The 16657-nt window shown below is 63.6% G+C and carries 15 protein-coding genes and 1 tRNA gene; 13 read left to right on the top strand and 3 right to left on the bottom strand.

The features are described from left to right. The first annotated feature begins 7 nt into the window (after positions 1–7). From VOI21_RS15205 to rplQ, 8 genes are all read left to right on the top strand, one after another. Positions 8–460 carry a hypothetical protein gene (locus VOI21_RS15205; protein WP_323770787.1) on the top strand — a complete coding sequence of 151 codons (453 nt, stop codon included), beginning with the start codon at positions 8–10 and terminating at the stop codon, positions 458–460. A 120-nt stretch (positions 461–580) separates the two neighbouring features. After that, positions 581–1051, top strand: a complete 471-nt coding sequence (gene rplO / locus VOI21_RS15200; RefSeq protein ID WP_323770786.1) for a 50S ribosomal protein L15 — start codon at positions 581–583, stop codon at positions 1049–1051. A 136-nt stretch (positions 1052–1187) separates the two neighbouring features. Continuing rightward, positions 1188–2555 carry a preprotein translocase subunit SecY gene (gene secY / locus VOI21_RS15195; RefSeq protein ID WP_323770785.1) on the top strand — a complete coding sequence of 456 codons (1368 nt, stop codon included), beginning with the start codon at positions 1188–1190 and terminating at the stop codon, positions 2553–2555. After that, positions 2552–3199, top strand: coding sequence for an adenylate kinase (locus VOI21_RS15190; protein ID WP_323770784.1), 648 nt, complete (start codon positions 2552–2554; stop codon positions 3197–3199). The genes secY and VOI21_RS15190 overlap by 4 nt, the downstream gene beginning before the upstream one ends. 261 nt (positions 3200–3460) lie before the next feature. Next, on the top strand, positions 3461–3829 hold the full coding sequence (gene rpsM / locus VOI21_RS15185) for a 30S ribosomal protein S13 (protein ID WP_094033605.1): 369 nt from the start codon (positions 3461–3463) through the stop codon (positions 3827–3829). Between the two features lie 15 nt (positions 3830–3844). Continuing rightward, positions 3845–4240 (top strand): 30S ribosomal protein S11, encoded by a 396-nt coding sequence (gene rpsK, locus VOI21_RS15180; RefSeq protein WP_089279501.1) that lies wholly within the window; start codon positions 3845–3847, stop codon positions 4238–4240. 119 nt (positions 4241–4359) lie between these two features. Beyond that, on the top strand, positions 4360–5376 hold the full coding sequence (locus tag VOI21_RS15175; protein WP_323770783.1) for a DNA-directed RNA polymerase subunit alpha: 1017 nt from the start codon (positions 4360–4362) through the stop codon (positions 5374–5376). A 152-nt stretch (positions 5377–5528) separates the two neighbouring features. Beyond that, a complete protein-coding gene (rplQ, locus tag VOI21_RS15170) occupies positions 5529–5945 on the top strand; it encodes a 50S ribosomal protein L17 (RefSeq protein ID WP_323770782.1) in 417 nt (138 codons plus the stop codon). A gap of 107 nt (positions 5946–6052) precedes the next feature. Here rplQ and VOI21_RS15165 read toward each other — a convergent pair whose 3' ends face one another. The 3 genes from VOI21_RS15165 to dapF are packed head-to-tail and all read right to left on the bottom strand — an operon-like array spanning position 6053 to position 8770. Next, positions 6053–6676, bottom strand: coding sequence for an FMN-binding negative transcriptional regulator (locus VOI21_RS15165; RefSeq protein ID WP_323770781.1), 624 nt, complete (start codon positions 6674–6676; stop codon positions 6053–6055). Between the two features lie 4 nt (positions 6677–6680). Beyond that, positions 6681–7934, bottom strand: a complete 1254-nt coding sequence (mtaB, locus tag VOI21_RS15160) for a tRNA (N(6)-L-threonylcarbamoyladenosine(37)-C(2))-methylthiotransferase MtaB (protein ID WP_323770780.1) — start codon at positions 7932–7934, stop codon at positions 6681–6683. Next, positions 7931–8770: a diaminopimelate epimerase gene (gene dapF, locus VOI21_RS15155; RefSeq protein ID WP_323770779.1), complete on the bottom strand. Its 840-nt coding sequence runs from the start codon at positions 8768–8770 to the stop codon at positions 7931–7933. The genes mtaB and dapF overlap by 4 nt, the downstream gene beginning before the upstream one ends. A 118-nt stretch (positions 8771–8888) precedes the next feature. On the opposite strand from dapF, the gene VOI21_RS15150 reads away from it, so the two are divergent. The 5 genes from VOI21_RS15150 to VOI21_RS15130 all read left to right on the top strand — a co-directional run bounded on the left by VOI21_RS15150 (position 8889) and on the right by VOI21_RS15130 (position 16647). Further along, a tRNA-Lys gene (locus VOI21_RS15150) sits at positions 8889–8964 on the top strand. A gap of 163 nt (positions 8965–9127) precedes the next feature. Next, complete coding sequence (locus VOI21_RS15145; RefSeq protein ID WP_323770778.1) at positions 9128–10888, top strand: carboxypeptidase-like regulatory domain-containing protein; 1761 nt, start codon at positions 9128–9130, stop codon at positions 10886–10888. Positions 10889–10910: 22 nt separating this feature from the next. After that, positions 10911–12620 carry an AAA family ATPase gene (locus VOI21_RS15140; RefSeq protein WP_323770777.1) on the top strand — a complete coding sequence of 570 codons (1710 nt, stop codon included), beginning with the start codon at positions 10911–10913 and terminating at the stop codon, positions 12618–12620. Beyond that, positions 12617–15517, top strand: a complete 2901-nt coding sequence (locus VOI21_RS15135) for a cation-transporting P-type ATPase (RefSeq protein ID WP_323770776.1) — start codon at positions 12617–12619, stop codon at positions 15515–15517. Before VOI21_RS15140 ends, VOI21_RS15135 begins: the two co-directional genes overlap by 4 nt. After that, positions 15514–16647 (top strand): methionine adenosyltransferase domain-containing protein, encoded by a 1134-nt coding sequence (locus VOI21_RS15130; RefSeq protein ID WP_323770775.1) that lies wholly within the window; start codon positions 15514–15516, stop codon positions 16645–16647. The genes VOI21_RS15135 and VOI21_RS15130 overlap by 4 nt, the downstream gene beginning before the upstream one ends. Positions 16648–16657: the final 10 nt, after the last annotated feature.

The raw sequence follows: 16657 nt of genomic DNA, 5'->3' as shown, positions 1-16657 counted from the left end.
CGCGCGGATGCCGATCTCTTATTGCATCTCGCATGAGTTGAACGTGCTTTATGCGCGCTACTTCGGCCAGATGCGGGCGGAACAGTTTGCCGATATCTACCGGGTTTATCTGGAGGATCCGGATTACCTGCTGGGGCGGCCGGAACTGATCGACATGTCGGATGCTTCGGCGATGGAACTGGACTTTGAACAGGTCAGGACGATCCTGATGGGTGTCGGGCGCGCCATCCCGAAAGACACGCCGCCGATCCGCACGGTGCTGTTGGCCCCCGGCGACGTGGCCTTTGGTCTGGCGCGGATGTACCAGTCTCTGGCCGATTACAGCGGCCTTCTGGAGGTGTCGGCACACCGCACGGAAACGGGCGCGCTGGCGGCGCTGGATTTGTCGTTTCCCAGCGTGACCACAATGCTGGCAGAGGGCGGATACACGGCCTTTCGGCACGGTCGTATCGAGACTTGAAACACCTGCGCGGCGGGGCTATACGCCCCCGGTGGTCCTATGGACCCGATTCACAAGATAAGAAAAGCCGTGGTTGGCCCAGTCCGCTTCGAGGGTCACATCCGGCAATGGAGAAGCGACATGAAACTGAATGAACTCCGGGACAATCCCGGCGCAACCAAGACCAAGAAACGCATCGGCCGTGGTGCCGGTTCGGGCAAGGGTAAAACCGGTGGCCGTGGTATCAAGGGTCAGAAATCGCGTTCGGGTGTGGCCATCAATGGCTACGAGGGCGGCCAGATGCCGCTGTACCAACGTCTGCCCAAGCGTGGCTTCAACAAGCCGAACCGCAAGGCATATGCCGTTGTGAACCTGGGCCTGATCCAGAAGTTCGTCGACGCTGGCAAGTTGGACGCCGCCAACATCAACGAGGACACGCTGGTCGCATCCGGTCTGGTGCGCCGCAAGCTGGACGGTATCCGCGTTCTGGCCAAAGGTGAGATCACCGGTGCCCTGACCATCGCCGTCACCGGCGCGTCCAAGTCGGCCGTAGACGCGGTCGCCGGCAAGGGCGGTTCGCTGTCTGTCGCCGCAGCGGCAGCCACGGAATAACGCATCGCGCCGCCCCGGCGGCGCATTCGTGACTTGTGAGTGACGTCTCAGCCGCTTACATGTCGCACAGTTTTCCAACGCACGCCGCCCGACGGAAAACCGTCCGGGCGGCGTTTTAGCGAAAAGAGAGATCCGCATGGTATCCGCAGCAGAGCAAATGGCCGCCAACACAAGCTGGGCGGCGCTTGGCAAAGCAACCGACCTGCGCAATCGCATCTTCTTCACCCTCGCCCTTTTGATCGTCTATCGCCTTGGCACCTATATTCCGGTGCCGGGGATCGATGGTGCGGCACTGCGCGAGTTTGTTGAACAGGCGGGGCAGGGCGTGGCCGGCATGGTGTCGATGTTCACCGGCGGCGCGCTGGGACGCATGGGGATCTTCGCCCTGGGCATCATGCCCTACATTTCCGCCTCGATCATGGTGCAGCTTCTGACGGCGATGGTGCCGGCGCTGGAGCAGCTCAAGAAAGAGGGCGAGCAGGGCCGCAAGAAGATCAACCAGTACACCCGCTTCGGCACCGTGGCGCTGGCGCTGATCCAGTCTTATGGTCTGGCGGTCAGCCTTGAGGCGGGCGACTTGGTGACCGATCCGGGCTGGTACTTCCGGGCTGCCTGCATGATCACGCTGGTTGGCGGCACGATGTTCCTGATGTGGCTGGGTGAGCAGATCACCGCGCGCGGCATCGGCAACGGTATTTCGCTGATCATCTTCGTCGGCATCATCGCCGAGGTGCCCGCAGCGCTGGCACAGTTCTTTTCCTCCGGTGTGTCGGGGGCGATCAGCCCGGCGCTGATCATCGGCGTCATGTTGATGGTCGTGGGGGTGATCACCTTTGTGGTCTTCATGGAAAGGGCCTTGCGAAAGGTCACGATCCAGTATCCGCGCCGTCAGGTCGGCATGAAGATGACAGAGGCACAGTCCAGCCATCTGCCGATCAAGGTCAACCCGGCGGGCGTGATCCCGGCGATCTTTGCCTCGTCGCTGCTGCTGCTGCCGGTCACGATCTCGACCTTCTCGGGCGGGTCCGACACCAGCCCGATCATGTCGACGATCCTTGCCTACTTTGGCCCCGGCCAGCCGCTGTACCTGCTGTTCTTCGGCGCCATGATCGTCTTCTTCGCCTATTTCTACACCTTCAACGTCTCGTTCAAACCCGACGACGTTGCGGACAACCTGAAGAACCAGAACGGTTTTGTTCCCGGTATCCGTCCGGGCAAGAAGACCGCAGAATACATGGAATACGTGGTGAACCGGATCTTGGTGCTGGGCTCTGCCTATCTGACGGCGGTCTGTCTCCTTCCGGAAATCCTGCGCACACAATACGCGATCCCGTTCTACTTTGGCGGCACTTCGGTTCTGATCGTGGTCAGCGTGACTATGGACACCATCCAGCAGGTCCAGAGTCATCTCTTGGCACATCAGTACGAAGGTCTTATTCAGAAGTCGCAATTGCGCGGTAAGGGTAAGGGCCGCAAGAAACGGGGAGCGCCAGCGCGTAGATGAACATTATACTTTTGGGACCGCCGGGGGCGGGCAAGGGAACGCAAGCGCGTATTCTTGAGGAAACACGCGGTCTTGTGCAACTGTCCACCGGGGACATGCTGCGCGAAGCCAAGGACAGCGGCACCGAGATGGGCAAGATCGTCGCGGACGTCATGGCTCGTGGTGAACTGGTCACGGATGAGATCGTGATCGGGTTGATCCGCGAAAAGCTGCAGACGGTGAAGGCGCCGGGTTTCATCTTTGACGGGTTCCCGCGCACGCTGGCGCAGGCCGACGCGCTGGGCGATCTGCTGGCCGAGATGGGGCAGTCGCTGGACAAGGTGATCGAACTGCGCGTCGACGATGAGGCGCTGGTGGCGCGGATCACCGCACGGTCGACCTGTGGCAACTGCGGTGAGGTCTACAATGACAACACCAAGCCGATCCCGGCGGATGGTGTCTGTACCTCCTGCGGCGAAAAGGCCGAGTTCAAGCGCCGCGCCGACGACAACGAAGACAGCCTGCGCACGCGCCTGATGGCCTACTACAAACAGACCTCGCCGCTGGTGGGATATTACTATGCCAAAGGCGTGCACAACGCGACCGACGGCATGGGTGAGATTGCGGAAATCCAGTCCGCGATCACCGCGCAACTGGACGGCTGACCGGGCAAAACCTCGCCCCGCGTTTGCTGCGCGGCGAGGTCCACAAAGCTGTTTGCAAAAAGCGCTTGACAGAGGGGTTGACCTTCTGTCCCACGGCCAATATTTAGCCCCATCCCGCGAGGGAGCCTCTGTCCGAATCGAACCACATTGATTCGGGTCAATCACCTGAGTAATGACAGACGCCTGGCTGCCGACTGGCCCGGGCTTCCGTTGTGAAAAAAGGGCCTGGAGCTACGGGCTCGCAACGAAAGGAATACAGACTTGGCACGTATTGCCGGCGTCAACATCCCGACCCACAAGCGCGTCCCGATCGCGCTCACCTATATCCATGGCATCGGCCCCGCCGCCGCCAAGGAAATCTGCACCGCCACCAACATCGACGTGTCCCGCCGTGTCAACGAGCTGTCGGACGCCGAAGTGCTGGCCGTGCGCGAATTCATTGACGCGAACCTGACCGTCGAAGGCGACCTGCGCCGCGAAGTTCAGATGAACGTCAAGCGCCTGATGGACCTTGGCTGCTACCGCGGCCTGCGCCATCGCCGCAATCTCCCGGTGCGCGGTCAGCGCACGCACACCAACGCTCGCACGCGCAAAGGCCCCGCAAAGGCCATTGCCGGCAAGAAGAAGTAAGGGAGACACACGGATATGGCACGTGATACGCGCCGCGCAGGCGGCAAGAAAAAGGTCTCCAAGAACATCGCAGCTGGCGTTGCGCATGTGAACTCGACCTTCAACAACACCAAGATCCTGATCTCGGACGTGCAGGGCAATGCGATCGCATGGTCGTCGGCTGGCACCATGGGTTTCAAAGGCTCGCGGAAGTCGACCCCCTACGCCGCACAGCTGGCAGCCGAAGACGCTGGCAAGAAAGCGCAGGAACACGGTGTAAAAACTCTCGAAGTCGAAGTTCAGGGCCCCGGTTCGGGTCGTGAATCGGCGCTGCGTGCGCTGGCTGCCGTGGGTTTCAACATCACCTCGATCCGCGACGTGACGCCGATTGCGCACAACGGCTGCCGTCCGCCGAAGCGCCGCCGCGTCTGATCCTCGGGATTTGAATTTCGCGGGGCCGGGCATTCTGCCCGGCCTCGTGCCGTCGTTTTGAAACCTCGGGCGTCAGCACCTACCGGACATGGGGCGCTGACAGGTATGGAGGGAACTGCATGATCCACAAGAACTGGGCAGAACTGATCAAGCCGACGCAGCTCGAGATCAAGCCGGGCGCCGATCCGTCGCGTCAGGCGACGGTCGTGGCCGAGCCGCTTGAGCGTGGCTTTGGCTTGACACTGGGCAACGCCCTGCGCCGCGTGCTGCTGTCGAGCCTTCAGGGCGCGGCCATCACCAGCGTGCAGATTGACAACGTGCTGCACGAATTCTCCAGCGTGGCCGGTGTCCGCGAGGACGTCACCGACATCATCCTGAACCTCAAGGGTGTGTCGCTGCGCATGGAAGTCGAAGGGCCCAAGCGCCTGTCCGTGACCGGTAAGGGTCCGGGCGTCGTGACCGCAGGGGACATCGCAGAGACCAACGGCATCGAGGTGCTCAACCGCGAGCACGTCATCTGCCACGTCGACGAAGGCGCCGAAGTGTACATGGAGTTCACCGTGAACACCGGCAAAGGCTATGTCGCCGCCGACAAGAACAAGCCCGAGGATGCGCCCATCGGCCTGATCCCGATCGACGCGATCTATTCGCCGGTCAAGAAGGTCGCCTATGACGTGCAGCCGACCCGTGAGGGTCAGGTGCTGGACTATGACAAGCTGACCATGAAGATCGACACTGACGGGTCGATCACGCCTGAGGACGCTGTGGCCTTTGCCGCGCGCATCCTGCAGGACCAGCTGTCGATCTTCGTGAACTTCGAAGAGCCCGAGTCCGCAAACCGTCAGGACGAGGACGATGGTCTGGAGTTCAACCCGCTTCTGCTCAAGAAAGTGGACGAGCTGGAACTGTCGGTGCGTTCTGCGAACTGCCTGAAGAACGACAACATCGTCTATATCGGCGACCTGATCCAGAAGACCGAAGCAGAGATGCTGCGCACGCCGAACTTTGGCCGCAAGTCCTTGAACGAAATCAAGGAAGTGCTGTCCGGCATGGGTCTGCACCTTGGCATGGACGTCGAGGACTGGCCGCCCGACAACATCGAGGATCTGGCAAAGAAGCTGGAAGACTCGTTCTAAGACCGGTGAGTCACAGACCCACCCTGCGCCTCGTGCGTAGGGTGGGTTTTCAACCCACCACACCGGGCCTTGTGCCCCAAGGAGAGCCGCTGACACGCATCGGTGGCCAGACAAAGCAAAACCGCCCGTAGAGGGCAACCGGAGTATATAAAATGCGTCACGCAAAAGGTTATCGCCGCCTCAACCGCACACATGAGCACCGCAAGGCGCTGTTGTCGAACATGGCTGGCTCGCTCATCGAGCATGAGCAGATCAAGACCACCCTGCCGAAAGCCAAGGAACTCAAGCGCGTCATCGACAAGCTGATCACCCTGGGCAAGCGCGGCGATCTGCACGCGCGCCGTCAGGCCGCCGCTCAGTTGAAAGAAGACAAGGACGTCGCCAAACTGTTCGAAATCCTCGGCCCGCGTTATGCCGAGCGTTCGGGCGGTTACTGCCGCGTTCTGAAGGCCGGTTTCCGCTATGGTGACATGGCCCCGATGGCGATCATCGAACTGGTCGACCGCGATGTCGACGCCAAAGGTGCCGCCGACAAGGCGCGCGTTGCCGAGGCAGAAGCCGCGGAATAAACGCCTCTCTTTGACACATGCGAAGGCCCTGCTGGTGACAGCGGGGCCTTTTTTCTATGTCGGTTTGTGGTCAGCGTCCCAGACGCCTGCGAGAGGGCAATGCCCTTTCATCCGGCGTCTGGTGGTGTCCGCATGTGCCGGGCAAGGTGTGTTAGCTCGCTGCCAAAGCCGGTCTCGACCGCGTCGGCAGCGGACTGGCGCACGGCATCGTCTTTGTTCTGGCCCAGCTTGAATGTGCTTTGCACCTCCGCGATCTCCAGCCGGAAGGGCAGGATCATGCGCAGAAACCGCGCCTTTGTCTCGGCGCTCATCTTGTCCATCGTCCACGGGGCCTTGCCGGTCAGGCGCGCCTCATAGGCGGCGGATTGGCGGGCCAGCAGGTCTGGGAGGTCGTCGATGGGCAGGGGGCGCAGCGTGCCGATGAGGTGAACGGCGACATAGTTCCACGTCGGCACCTGATCGTCGATGCCGTACCAGTCAGGAGAGATATAGCCGTCGGGGCCGGTGACGGCCAGTGTGACGGGCATTGCGGCGCCACAGGCGCGGACGATGGGGTTCGACCGCACAAAGTGCAGATCGGCCTTTGTGCCGTCTCCAGACAGCAGAAAGGGCACATGCGCCATCAGCGGCGCGCCGCCAGTCGAGGCGGACAGGGCGCCAAAAGTGCGGTCGCGGGCGAAGGACAGCGCCAAGGCCTGATCGGTCCGGCGAAAGGTCTGGTTCGGGTGCATGGGATCAGGCTGTCAGTTGGGTGCCGTCAACGCCGTTGATCGTGGCCCGCACGATCTGACCGACGGGCTGCGGCGTGGCAAAGCGGACCTCGGTGAACTGTTCGGTGCGGCCCATGTCGGGGGCCTCCATCAGGACGGCGTGATCCCGGCCAATCTGGGCTGCCAGATGCGCCTGCACCCGGTCGTCGCCAGCGGCGCGCAGGCGGGCGGCGCGCTGTTTGATCACCGTGCCGTTCACCTTGTTCGGGATGCGCGCGGCGGGCGTGCCGGGGCGGGAGGAATAGGGGAAGACGTGCAGCCATGTCAGGTCGCAGTCCTGCAGCAGCTTCATCGAGTTCTCGAAATGGTCTTCGGTTTCGGTCGGGAATCCGGCGATGATGTCGGCACCAAAGGTCATGTCGGGGCGCAGGCGGCGCGCCTCTTCACAAAACGCAATCGCGTCGTCGCGCAGGTGGCGACGCTTCATCCGTTTCAGGATCAGGTCGTCGCCATGTTGCAGGGACAGGTGCAGATGCGGCATCAGGCGTGGTTCGGTCGCTATGGCCATCATCAGGTTGTCATCCGCTTCGATCGAATCGATCGACGAGATGCGCAGGCGCGGGATGTCGGTCAGTTTCAGGATACGCATGACCAGATCGCCAAGGCGCGGCCCGCCGGGCAGGTCCGCCCCCCATGAGGTCAGGTCGACGCCGGTCAGCACCACTTCATTATAGCCTTGATCGCGCAGGCGCTTGATCTGGTCCACCACGACGCCCGCCGCGACGGAGCGCGAGTTGCCACGACCGTAAGGAATGATGCAGAAGGTGCAGCGGTGATCGCAGCCGTTCTGAACCTGCACATAGGCGCGGCTGCGGGTGCCAAAGCCGTCGATCAGGTGGCCTGCGGTTTCCGTCACCGACATGATGTCGTTGACCTGCACCGCCTCGCTTTCACCGATGAAATCGGCGCTCATGCCCTTCCATGTATCGGCAGCCATCTTTTCGGTGTTGCCGATGACGGCGTCGACCTCTTCCATCGCGGCAAAGCTGTCGGGGTCGATCTGCGCGGCGCAGCCGGTGACGATCACGCGCGCGTCGGGGTTTTCGCGGCGCAGCCGACGGATTTCCTGACGGGCCTTGCGCACGGCCTCTGCCGTCACGGCGCAGGTGTTCACGACCACGGCGTTGGTCACGCCCGCAGCCTCGGCCAGATCCTTCATGGCTTCGGTCTCATAGGCGTTCAAACGGCAGCCAAGGGTGGTGAATTTGGGGGCGGTCATGGGTTTGCATCCAGCCATTGGGCGGTGAACTGCGCGTCAAAGACATGGGCGGTGGGGCCAGTCATCCAGACACCATCGTCGCGCCAGTCGATATGCAATGTGCCGCCGTCTAGGTCGATTCGGACCTTGCGCCCGGTTAGTCCCCTGCGCGCGGCGGCCACAGCGGTGGCGCAGGAAGACGAACCAGAGGCCAGCGTCAGGCCGACGCCACGCTCCCACACCCGCATCCGCAGGTGATCGGGGCCGATCAGGCTGGCCACCTGCACATTGGTGCGTTGCGGATACAGCGGGTGATGTTCATAGCGCGGACCAAACTGGTCCAGCGCCACGGTCTCTGCATTCTCGACAAAGAAGGTACAGTGCGGATTGCCCATGCCGGTGGCGGTCGGGCTGCCCTCTATCGGCAGTTCCAGCGTGTCCATTTCCTCGGCCAGCGGGATTTGGTCCCAGTTCAATTGCGGTGGGCCCATGTTGACCGAGGTCAGACCATCCCCGGCATCGACCACATAAAGGGTGCCGTGGTCGGTGGTCAGGGTCAGGAGGCTTTCGCCAGTCTGATCCATCAGGTGCCGGGCGATGCAGCGGGTGGCATTTCCACAGGCTGCCGAAGTCGAGCCGTCGGAATTGTAAAAGGTCAGATGCGTCAGACCCGCGCGCAGCGAGATCACGGCCAACTGATCGAACCCGACGCCCCGGTGCCGGTCAGCAATGGCGGTGATACGGCTGGCCGTGAGAATCGCCTCACGCTCACGCGAGTCGATCACGACGAAATCATTGCCAAGCCCGTGCATTTTCATGAAGGGCAGCGGTGCGCGTGTCTGTTCCATGGCGGGCATATACGCCTGAAACCGCGTGCTTTCCAGTGTCCGAGGGGCGGTGGCGAAAATCCCGGCGAGATTCCCGATTTTTTGGGTTGACCCGGCGCGGTCATGTTCATAGTTAGGCCGCCACAGTGGGCCGTTAGCTCAGTTGGTAGAGCAACTGACTTTTAATCAGTGGGTCGCTGGTTCGAACCCAGCACGGCTCACCATTGTATACAAGGACCTCGTCAGAAATGACGGGGTCCTTTGTTTTTCCGGGCCGTCCGAAAGCGTTTTCGCTGGTTGCGGCAAATCAATGCATTTTTGCCCCCGCTCCGTTCCACTGGTCGTGTCGATCCGGATCGACGCAGGTCGCGACCGCAGGGGGGTAAGATGCGAAATCTGAACATAAGGCACGGATCGGCACGCCTGTTTCTGGCGATCCTGTGCTACCTTACGCTGGCGCATTCCCTGTCGGCACAGAGCGCGGATGCGATCAACGATTTGCTGCGTGGTGCCACAAGAGAGGCAGTCACCGCACCGCCTGCAGCAGCCCCCATGGCCGAGGCTGCGGGTTTCGGCGACCCACGGGTGGGCAAGACCGCGGATGGCAACACAACAGTCACCTACTTCGGGCAGGCGGCAGGTGACGGTCGCCAAGCGCGTATCGAATTGGTCTTTGCCGGGTCCGACGTGTCGGGCACGATCTGGATTCAGTCCGTCTGCGAAGACAATATTCGGCTGGGCGGCGCGGACCTTACCTTTGCAGCGACACTTTCGGGCGGGGCGTGGGAAAGCAAGGAGGCGGAAATCAGCGGCACTTGGCAAGGCACCGAGCATTTTTGCGGAACGGAGGTTGCGAACGAGGGAACGCTGCAGTTTTTCCTCAAGGACGATGGCTATTTCGACCCTGTCCTGCACCTGCGCCTGACGGGCAAACGCGGGCGCTATGGCTGGAACTTTGGTCAAAGCGGTCGTGTCATCGTCGAGGGGCCGGGGAATGTCATTGGTCTGGACGGCGATGTGGTGTCGCCAGGGGCCAAGGACCCGGCCGGGACAGACAAGAAAGACGACAAAAAGGGACCGCCGGTCGACGATGAGATCGATCCCGACACCGTGACAGGTTTCCAAATGTTGCCCGGATTGATGTGGCTGAAGCTGGGGGAAAGCATGCACGTGCCGTCAATCCGCGCCGTGCTTGAAGATGAGGCGCGCCTTGTCTGGGTGCCTGATACAGCGCTGAACTGGACCTTGGGGACCGGACTGGAGCGGAAGGACGGAAAGTTTTTTGTCGCGGCAAGCGCCAAGGACAAAACCGAGATTCCCTATGAGGTGCGTATCCGGCTGGGTCATCATGACACGACATTAAAGGGCCGGGTCAAGGTGATGAAGGATGTGCCTTTAGGGAGCATCTCGGGGCGAATATATTTCGAATACAGCCCACTCCTGAAACCGGTTCCGATCCTGCGCCCGCTGAGCGCCGAGGTAGAGTTGCATTTCGGCACCCGCGTCGGTGGTCCCGGTCGCGCGGTCAAGGTGGGGGCTGATGGCAGGTTTGCGTTCGACAAGTTGCGCGCCGATTATTACCGGGTCGTGGTGCGTTCCTTGGTGCCGCCTGCCTTTCCCGGCGGGTACGAACTGGACCGTGGCTCTGCGCCATGGCTGTCACAGACCATCGCCATCGGTGAGCAGCCTGTGCTTTACTCCACTCCTGAAACGATCTGGCACCATAAAACTGTTGCTGTGTTTGCCAAGGTGATCCTGCCGCCGGACACGGACGGGGCGATTTACGGGCGTGTGCATCACAATGACAAGGGTATCGAAGGAGTCACCGTCTGGGCGCATCAGGTGGGCAGCACAGGCGTCAAGCGTAAGGTAAGCTCCGGCAAAGACGGGTTCTATCTGCTGAAGATCGATGATCTGGCGGGCGGAACCTATGTGATCACTGCCGAGAAATATGTGCGGGCCGGTTGGGCCGGTCCTCAGGATCTGTTGGACGTGGCAAAGAACCGTCTGGAGAATCCGATTCTGGTTTCCAGCCCGCTGTCCGATCCACGTGGTGTCGAGATCAATATCGAGGTGGACACCCGCTACGACATCTTTGGCGGGTCAAAAACGCCCACGGAACCGATCAAGCTGCCGGGGGAGGAGTGATCGCCTGCGGCCTTGGGTGACGATGCGCGTAGACTTCGGTTTGGGTGCCGGACCATCGGGGCGGGCGAAAAGCGGCACTGCCCTGCCGGGATTGATGCGGATCAAGGGAGCAATCCGTCAGGCGTGGGATGAACGGGAACGGGCGCTGCCCGACGTCGCAGAACAAGAGGCCCGCGCCAAGATGGCAGATCAGGACGAGGTTATCGCCTTTCTGAAGCAGCCCGCGCTCTATTGTGGCGCGGAGGCCGTCGATGTGGTGCAAACGCACGGGGCCTACGTGTTTCTGGGCGGCGAAGAGGCGTTCAAGATCAAGCGCGCCGTGCGCTATGACTACCTTGATTATTCGACGCTGGACCGGCGGCGGGCATCGTTAGCGCGTGAGTTGGAGCTGAACACCCCCGCCGCGCCGTCGATTTATCGCGATGTCGTTGCCATCACGCGGGCTGACGGCGCTTTGTCTGTCGGCGGATCAGGTGAGGTTGTCGAGTGGGTCCTGCGGATGGCGCGGTTCCCAGACGCGGATCAACTGGACCGGGTCGCCGCGACGGGGGCGCTGGACCGTGAGATGGCCGAGACGCTGGGCGACAGCATCGCGCGCTATCATGCACGCGCTGTGGTGCATGAGGGGGCAGACGGCGCACGCCGGATGGCCGATATTCTGGCAGAGTTGGGACGCGAGTTTTCCGGCATGTCGGGGGATTTGCCGCAGGACGGGATTGGTACGTTTCTGGCGCGTGCGAATGCGGCTTTGTCGCGGCAGGGGGCCCTATTGGATCAGCGCGCTGCGCAGGGGCATGTGCGCCGCTGTCACGGCGACCTGCACCTGCGAAATATTGTGCTAATTGACGGTGTCCCGGTGCCCTTCGATGCGCTGGAGTTCAGTGAGGACTTGGGCACCTGCGACGTGCTGTACGACCTTGCCTTCCTGCTGATGGACCTGCGGCATCGCGGGCTGGCGGGGGCGGCGAATGCGGCGCTCAACCGCTATCTGTTACGCGCGGCAACGGGCGCGCATTTCAGTGGTCTGGCCGCCTTGTCGCTGTTTCTGGCGGTGCGGGCGGCGATCAGCGCCATGGTGTCGGTTCAGACGGCGCGGGCGCAGGGCGGCTGTGAGGATTTGTTGGCGGATGCGCGACGCTATCTGGACGATGCCTGTCGCGCTCTGGAACCGGTGCCCGCGCGGCTGGTGGCGGTTGGCGGCTTGTCGGGGACCGGAAAGACGACCGTGGCGCGGGGGCTAGCGCCCTTGTTAGGGGTGGCCCCGGGGGCTGTGCACCTTCGCAGCGACCTGATCCGCAAGGCGCTGTGCGGGGTCGATCCGCTCATACCGCTGGAGGCGACCGCCTACACGCCGGAAATCAACGCACAAGTCTATGACCGGATGGTTGCGCTGGCGCGAGAGGCCCTGAACGCGGGGCAGTCGGTGATCGTGGATGCGGTGTTTCTGCGTGAGAATGAGCGGCGTGCCATCGCGGAAATCGCCACACAAGCGGGCGTCGGGTTTGCCGGGCTCTGGCTGGAAGCCAAAGAAGAGACGCTGGTGGCGCGGGTCGCGGCGCGTGAACGCGATGCCTCGGACGCCGACGCCGATGTGGTGCGGTTTCAACTGGCAAAGGACGCGGGCCAGATCGGCTGGACCCGGGTCGATGCCTCGGGTGATGCCGATCAGACGCTTGCCGCCGGATGCCGCGCCTTGGGGATTGGCGTGCCGGCTGCGGACGGGGCGGCATGAGCCTCGCCAGCGGTATTCAGGTCATACATGAGACAGCACAAGGCCGTGTCCGCCTGCGCGTGGGCGGGATCAAGCACGCGCCCGATCTGTGCCATCGTCTGGAGTCGTTGCTGGCGGTGAGCGCGCTTTGCCTTGCGGTTGAGGTGCGGGCTGCCACGGGCAGTGTGATCCTGCAACGCTGCGCCGACGTCGCACTGGCCGAATTGGTGGGCTTGGTGAAGCAAAGTCTGCTGCGGGCACTGGCCGGCGAAGACGTGCAAGCCCCTGCGGCGGCCCCGGCACAAGAGGCCGATCTTGCGCTGCCGGTGTCTGTGTTGCTGTCGCGGCTTGGGGCGGACGGGGGTTTGGGACTGACCGAGAAAGACGCGGCGGACCGGCTGGCGCGCTACGGGGGCAACCGCCTGCCGGAAGAAGAGCATCGCTCGCAACTGGGGGTCTTTGCGCGGCAGTTCCAATCGCTGCCGGTGGGGATGCTGGGCGTGTCCTCGGCCGTGTCGCTGGCCAGCGGGGGCGTGGCGGATGCGGTGGCGACCCTGACGGTTGTCGCGCTCAACGCGGTCTTTGGCTACGTCACCGAAGGGCAGGCAGAGGCCGCGATCAACAGCCTGATGGATGTCTCAGGCACCAAGGTGCCGGTGCTGCGCGAGGGGCAGGAGGTGCTGGTGCCGGGCCGGTCGCTGGTGCCCGGAGAGATCATTCTGGCCCGTCCTGGCGTTCAGATCGGGGCGGATGCGCGGCTGATCTCGGATGATCGGCTGATGGTCGACGAATCCGTACTGACCGGTGAATCCGAAGCGGTGCGCAAGCGGCATGATGCGGTCGTGACCGCCGATGCGCCGACCGGAGCGCGGCCCAACATGCTACATGCCGGAACGCTGGTGACAGAGGGCTATGGCAAGGCGTTGGTGGTGGCGACAGGGGTGCAGACCGCCGCCGCGCGCATCGCGCTGCTGAGCGGCAAGGCGGAACGTCCGCGCGCGCCGGTCGAGGTGGAACTGGACGCGCTGGGCGAACGGCTGGCCAAGCTGTCGCTGGCAGCCTGCGCGCTGTTCTTTGGCGTCGGTTGGGCGCGGGGGCTGGCGCTGACCGAGATCCTGAAAGACACTCTGGCGCTGGCCGTGGCGGCGGTGCCGGAGGGGCTGCCGGTGGTGGCGACGACAACCATGTCGCTGGGGCTGAAACGGATGCAGAAACGCGGCATCCTCGTGCGGCAACTGGGCGCGGTCGAGGCGCTGGGCGCGATGCAGGTGATCTGTGTCGACAAGACCGGGACACTGACGCAGAACCGCCTGTCGGTCGAGATGGCAGCACCGGGCACGGCAGAGGCCGACAGCGTAACAGGGGCGGACCTGAGGCCGCTGGCGCGGCTGGCGGCTTTGGCGAGCCTTGCACAGGTGCAGGCGGGCAAGGCGGCAGGGGCTTCGGCCACGGAACGCGCGATGCTGGATTTCGCGCTGTCGCATGGGCAGGTGCCTGAGGTGCTGCTGACGGAAGTGCCGGTGGTGGACCGGGTGGACCGGAACCTGCGGCGGCCCTGGACCGGGTCGCTGCATCAGGGGTCGTCACCTTTCATGGTGATCAAGGGCGCGCCAGAGCATGTACTGGCGATGTGCGACCGGGTGGCGGAGGGGGCGCAGACTCGCCCTCTGTCACAGTCAGATCGCGCGCAGATACAGATGCTGAACGACCGGCTGGCCGGACGGCCGGCCCGGGTTCTTGGTTTTGCCGAAGGTCCATGGCCGGATGACCCGGACGCCCCAAGCGGGCTGACGTGGCATGGCCTGTTGGGCATGGTCGATCCGCTGCGGGCGGATGCACCGCAATTTGTGCGCGCCATGCACCGGGCGGGGCTACGCACGGTCATGATCACCGGCGATCAGACCGCCACCGCCCGCGCGATTGCCGAGGAACTGGACCTGTCGAACGGCGCCCCCCTGCGCATTGTCGATGCGCCGCAACTGGGGCAGATACCGCCCGATCTGCTAAGCGCGGTGGCGCGCGAAACCCATGTTTTTTCCCGCGTCAGCGCCGAGCACAAGCAGGCCATCATCCGCGCTTTGCAGCGGTCGGGCGCGGTGGTGGGTATGACCGGCGACGGGGTCAACGACAGCCCCGCGCTCAAGACCGCCGATGTGGGCATCGCCATGGGTGCCAGCGGTACCGATCTGGCGCGCGAGGTCGCCAATGTGGTCGTGCGAGACGATGAACTGGCCACGCTGGCCGACGCTGTGGCGCAGGGGCGGACAATCTATCGCAACATCCGCCGCGCGCTGGAATTCCTGATCGCCTCCAACATGTCCGAAATCGCGGTGGGCATTGTCGAGGCGGCGCATGGGCCGGGTGAGTTGGAAACCCCGATGGAACTGCTCTGGATCAACCTTGTCAGCGATGTGCTGCCGGGACTGGGGCTGGCGCTGGCGGATCCGGACCACGACGTGCTGGACCAGCCCCCGCGCAGCCCGGAAGAGCCGATCATTCCGCCGCATCACTTTCGCCGGATGATCATGGACACGACCGGGATCACCGTCGCGGCGCTGACCTCTCATTTTATCGGTTTGGCGCGTTATGGTCCGGGACCCGAGACGCGCAGCATGACCTATCTGTCACTGTCTCTGGGGCAGCTTTTGTATACGCTGTTCTGTCAGCGGTCAGATGTACGCCACCTGCGGCCCGGCAAACTGCTGGAGAACCGGGCGCTGGACAGCGCGGTGCTGGTGTCGATCGGGCTGGCGGTTCTGCCGTTCTTTGTACCGCCCCTGCGGCGGTTGATGGGGATTGCGCCCATCGGCCCGGGGGCCGTGGCGGTGGCGCTAGGGGGCGCGGTGGCCCCGGCGGCGATGGTGCTGTTGCGGCGGGGCGTGGTGTTGGGACTGGATGAAGTGGAGGGACAGCCATGAAGAATTTCGTCATGGCCTCGGACGCGGTGACGATGGGCCACCCCGACAAGCTTTGCGATCAGATCAGCGATGCGGTGGTCGATGCGTGGTTGGCCGAGGGCGCGCGCGACGGGGTGAATGCCGAATGCGCGCTTGCCTCTGGCGTGGCCTTCCTGTCGGTGCGCTCTGGTGCGGCGGCGCCGGTGGATGCGGCGCAACTGGTGCGGAGGGTCGTAGGTGCTGCGGGCTATGATGGCATCGACGAGGACCGGATGTCTGTCATTTTAGACCTGTCCCGGGATGAGACGATGAGCGCGGATCTTCTGTCCGCAGGTATTGCGCGGCACATGGTGACGGCAATCGGCTATGCCTGCGAGGGGCCGGGCGCGATGCCCGCGCCGGTGATGCTGGCGCGCGGGCTGGCCGCTGGACTGGACAGCGCGCGGGCAAGCGGGCGGCTGGGATGGCTCTTGCCCGACGCCAAGGCGCAGGTCGCCGTGCGGTTTGAGGATCGCCGCCCGGTTCAGGTGACAGCGGTGGCGCTGAGCCTTGGCACGGTGGAGGCGATGTCGGAAGAAAGCATCGCGTCGATCCTGCGCGACGAGGTCATTGCGCCGGTTGTGGCGAGGCAGGGGCTGGCACAGGCCGAGGGGCTGCGCCTGTCGGTGCAGGCCCAAAATGGCCCGGGCGGGCCCGCGGTGCATACCGGCCTGACAGGACGTAAGACCGGCGAGGATAGCTATGGCGCGTTTGTGCGACACAGCGGGTCGGCTCTCAGCGGCAAGGACCCGTCGCGTATTGACCGTGTGGCGGATTACGCGGCACGCCACGCAGCGCGGGGGGTGGTGGCTGCAGGACTGGCGCGCGAATGTGAGGTGCAGTTGTCTTACATCCCCGGCGATGCGGCCCCGGCGAGCATCGAGGTGGATTGCCACGACAGCGGGTCGATGCCAGACGCCGAGATCAGGCGCTTGCTGACTGCGAAGATCGATTTTCGCCTTGTCGCGATGGTCGAACGGTTTGGCCTGTGGGATCTTCCGGCAGCTCGTGAGGGGCGGTTCTACCAGCGGCTGGCCACTTACGGGCAGATCGGGCGGGACGATCTGCAGACGCCTTGGGATGCGCCGACCTTGGCGGCAGAACTGGGGTGAAGGTGCGCCA

Source organism: Antarctobacter sp., from assembly GCF_034670325.1.
Taxonomy (GTDB): domain Bacteria; phylum Pseudomonadota; class Alphaproteobacteria; order Rhodobacterales; family Rhodobacteraceae; genus Antarctobacter.
The sequence above is the reverse complement of the archived record's forward strand: the minus strand, read 5'-3'. Positions and strand labels throughout refer to the sequence as shown.